The 4,314-nt window shown below is 75.1% G+C and carries 1 protein-coding gene and 1 pseudogene; both read left to right on the top strand.

Annotated elements, in window-relative coordinates:
* Positions 1 to 95: 95 nt before the first annotated feature.
* Positions 96 to 2,594: pseudogene (locus ACFW2E_RS42475) on the top strand (PD-(D/E)XK nuclease family protein); the annotation flags it as partial.
* 160 nt (positions 2,595 to 2,754) lie between these two features.
* Positions 2,755 to 4,314, top strand: a 1,560-nt coding sequence (locus ACFW2E_RS42470) for an ATP-dependent helicase (protein ID WP_384476200.1), incomplete at its 3' end; no start/stop codon positions are given.

Genomic DNA, 4,314 nt, shown 5'->3' with positions numbered 1-4,314 from the left:
TGCGCGGGGTGGTGGGTCTGTGACCCCCCGCCCCCCCCGCGCTCCGCCGGCGGCCCGCCGGGGGGGGCGGGCGCCGCCCCGGGGCCCCCCCCCCCCACCCCGACCAGTCGATCTACACGTTCCGTGGCGCGGACGTGAACGGCATCCTGGACTTCCCGTCGGCCTTCCCGCGCGCGGACGGCCGTCCGGCGCCCGTCGAGGTCCTGCGGACCTCCCGCCGCTCCGGCGCCGCCCTGCTGGCCGCCACCCGTCTGCTGACGCAGCGCATGCCGCTGACCCGCCTCCCCGCCGACAAGGCGCGCGCCCACCGCGACCTCGCCCCGGTACGCGACGGAGGCCGCGTCGAGGTGTACACGTACCCGACGTCCGGCACGGAACTGGACAACATCGCCGACATCCTCCGCAGGGCACATCTGGAGGACGGTGTCCCCTGGAACGAGATGGCCGTCCTGGTCCGTGCCGGATCCCGCACCATCCCGACGGTCCGCCGTGCCCTCACGGCCGCGGGCGTCCCCCTGGACATCGACGGCGACGACCTGCCCCTGCGCCACGAACCGGCGGTGGCACCACTGCTGACGGCGCTCAGGGCGGTGGCTGCGGCCGAGACGGCGCGGGGTGCCGAACGGGGCGTCCGGGAGGAGACCGGGTCCACAGCGGAGACCGAGGTCCCCGAGCCGGATGCGGCCACCGAGGAGGCGGCCGAACCGTCCGCGGAGACCGCCTGGCTCGACACCGAGACCGCCCTGGCCCTGTTGACCTCCCCGCTCGCCGGCATGGACGCCGCCGACCTGCGCCGTCTCGGCCGGGCCCTGCGGGAGGAGGAGCGGGCGGCCGGCAACCCGCTGCCGCCGCCCTCGGACGAGCTGCTCGCGCGGGCGCTCGCCGAGCCCGAGCGCCTGGTCGTGCACGACCCGGTGTACGCCCGGGGAGCCCAGCGGCTCGGCGCCCTGCTCAGGAAGGCCCGGAAGCGCCTCGCGAACGGCGGCACGGCCGAGGAGGCGCTGTGGGACCTGTGGGAGGGGACCCCGTGGCCCACCCGGCTGGAGCGGGCCGCCCGGCGTGGCGGTGCGGCCGGACGCAACGCCGACCGCGATCTCGATGCCGTGTGCGCCCTCTTCGCGACCGCCGCGCGCGCGGAGGAGCGCACCGGCGGCCGGGGCGCCCTCAACTTCCTGGAGGAGATCGAGGCCGAGGACATCGCCGCCGACACCCTCACGCGGCGCGCCGTCCGGCACGACGCCGTCCGCCTGATGACCGCCCACCGCTCCAAGGGCCTGGAGTGGCGCCTGGTCGTCGTCGCCGGTGTCCAGGAGGGACTGTGGCCCGACCTGCGCCGCCGCGGCTCCCTCCTGGAGGCCGACCGCATCGGCCGCGACGGACTCGCCGAACCGCTCACCCCGGGAGCGCTGCTCGCCGAGGAGCGCCGCCTCTTCTACGTCGCCGCCACGCGCGCGCGTGAACGCCTCGTCGTCACCGCGGTGAAGGCGCCCGCGGACGACGGCGACCAGCCCTCCCGGTTCCTCACGGAACTCGGCGTCGAGCCGCAGGACGTCACCGGCTGCCCCCGCCGCCCGCTGTCCGTGGCCGCGCTCGTCGCCGAACTGCGCGCCACGACCGTCGACCCGCGCGTCTCCGACGCCCTCCGCGAGGCGGCCGCCCGCCGGCTGGCGCGGCTCGCCGCGCTCGCCGACGAGGACGGCCGCCCGTTGGTCCCGTCGGCACACCCCTACCGCTGGTGGGGCATGTTCGAGCCGACCGAGAGCAAGGTCCCGCTGCGCAACCGCGACCAGCCCGTCGTCCTGTCCGGCAGCGCCCTCGACCAACTCGCCAACACCTGCGCCCTGCAGTGGTTCCTGGGGCGCGAGGTGAAGGCCGACGCGCCCGCCACCACCGCCCAGGGCTTCGGCAACGTCGTGCACGTCCTCGCCGACGAGGTCGCCTCCGGCCGCACCCCTGCCGACCTCGCCGTCCTCATGGAGCGCCTGGAATCGGTGTGGAACGCGCTCGCCTTCGACGCGCCCTGGAAGTCGGCGCAGGAGAAGGAGAACGCGCGCGTGGCGCTCGAACGCTTCCTGAAGTGGCACGTGCTGGACCGCACCGGCCGAACCCCGGTCGCGAGCGAACACGACTTCGACGTCACCCTCGGAGCGGGCGAATACGAGGTGCGCATCCGCGGTCAGATGGACCGCGTGGAGACGGACGGCGAGGGGCGCGCGTACGTCGTGGACTTCAAGACCGGCAAACAGCCGGTGAGCTCGGCGGAGGTGGCACGCCATCCGCAGCTCGCCGTCTACCAGCTCGCCGTCGGAGCGGGAGCCGTGGACGAGGCCTTCGACGGCGTACGGCCCGAAGCGGGCGGCGCGGAACTCGTGCAGCTGCGCCAGGGCGCGGCCAAGCGCGACGGCGGTGAGACGCTGCCCAAGGTGCAGGCCCAGGAGCCGCTGGAGGGGGAGTGGGTCGGCGAGCTGCTGGCCGGCGCCGCCGGAAAGGTCCTCGACGAACGGTTCACGCCGAGCACCGGCCAGCACTGCGCCCACTGCGCGTTCCGGGCGTCGTGCAGCGCGCGCCCGGAGGGACGGCACGTGGTCGAGTAGCTCGGGCGGGCCGAGTGGTACCGGTGGCACTTCGAGGTGGTGCCGGTGACACGTCGAGTGAGGCGTGACGTATCGCACCACCCGCGCTGACCTGGGCTTCTCCCCACCCGGGCGACAGATCGGGCATCCGCTGTCAGTGCCCGCCGCTAGCCTCTCCGACATGCCCGCCCGTATCACCGACCCCGAGCAGCTCAAGGAGCTCCTCGGCATCCCGTTCACTCCCGAGCAGACGGCCTGCATCACCGCGCCGCCCGCCCCGCAGGTGATCGTGGCCGGAGCGGGATCGGGCAAGACCACGGTGATGGCGGCACGGGTCGTGTGGCTGGTCGGCACGGGACAGGTCGCACCCGAGCAGGTCCTCGGCCTGACCTTCACCAACAAGGCGGCCGGCGAACTGGCCGAACGCGTCCGCAAGGCGCTGGTCAGGGCCGGAGTCACCGACCCCGACGCGATCGACCCGGACAATCCGCCCGGCGAGCCGGTGATCTCCACCTACCACGCCTTCGCGGGCCGCCTCCTGACCGACCACGGCCTGCGCATCGGGCTGGAGCCGGCCTCCCGGCTGCTCGCCGACGCCACGCGCTACCAACTGGCCGCGCGTGTGCTGCGCGAGGCCCCGGGTCCCTACCCGGCGCTGACCCGCTCCTTCGCCGATCTGGTAAGCGACCTGCTCGCCCTCGACTCCGAACTCGCCGAACACCTCGTACGCCCCGAGGACCTGCGCGCCGGCGACGCCGAGCTACTGCGCACCTTGGAGGGCGCCAGGCTCACCAACGCCGATCTGCGCAAGGTCCCCGAGACGGCCGCCGCCCGCCGCGAACTCGCCGAACTCGTCGTCCGCTACCGGGCCGCCAAGCGCGAGCGGGACCTGCTCGACTTCGGCGACCAGATCGCCCTCTCGGCGGCACTCGCGAAGATCCCCGAGGTCGGCCGCGTACTGCGCGACGAGTTCCGTGTGGTGCTCCTCGACGAGTACCAGGACACGTCGGTGGCCCAGCGCGTCCTCCTGGCGGGCCTGTTCGGCGACGGCACCGGCCACCCGGTGACCGCCGTGGGTGACCCCTGCCAGGCGATCTACGGCTGGCGCGGCGCCTCCGTCGCCAACCTCGACGACTTCCCCGAGCACTTCGCCCACGCCGACGGCCGTCCCGCCACCCGCCAGGCGCTCAGCGAGAACCGCCGCAGCGGCGGACGTCTGCTCGACCTCGCCAACGGCCTCGCCGAGCCCCTGCGCGCCATGCACGCGGGCGTGGAGGCGCTCCGCCCGGCCCCCGGAGCCGAGCGCGACGGCACGGTCCGCTGCGCCCTGCTGAGCACGCATGCCGAGGAGATCGACTGGATCGCGGACTCCGTCGCCCACCTCGTACGCACCGGGAAGGCACCCGGCGAGATCGCCGTTCTGTGCCGCACGGCCACCGACTTCGCCGAGATCCAGGGCGCCCTCGTCGCCCGCGACGTCCCCGTCGAGGTCGTGGGCCTCTCCGGGCTGCTGCACCTGCCCGAGGTGGCCGACCTCGTCGCCGTCTGCGAGGTCCTCCAGGACCCCGGCGCCAACGCCTCCCTGGTCCGCCTGCTGACCGGCCCGCGCTGGCGCATCGGCCCACGCGACCTCGCCCTCCTCGGGCGGCGCGCCCGCCTGCTCGGGGCGCACGCGGGCGTGGGCGGGGGCGAGGTACCGGACGGGGGGCTCCCCGTGGCCGTCGAGGGGGGGGGCCGGGCG

The organism is Streptomyces sp. NPDC058964, assembly GCF_042741275.1.
GTDB lineage: Bacteria > Actinomycetota > Actinomycetes > Streptomycetales > Streptomycetaceae > Streptomyces.
Note: the sequence above shows the minus strand (reverse complement) of the source record. Positions and strands in the feature narration are given on the sequence as shown.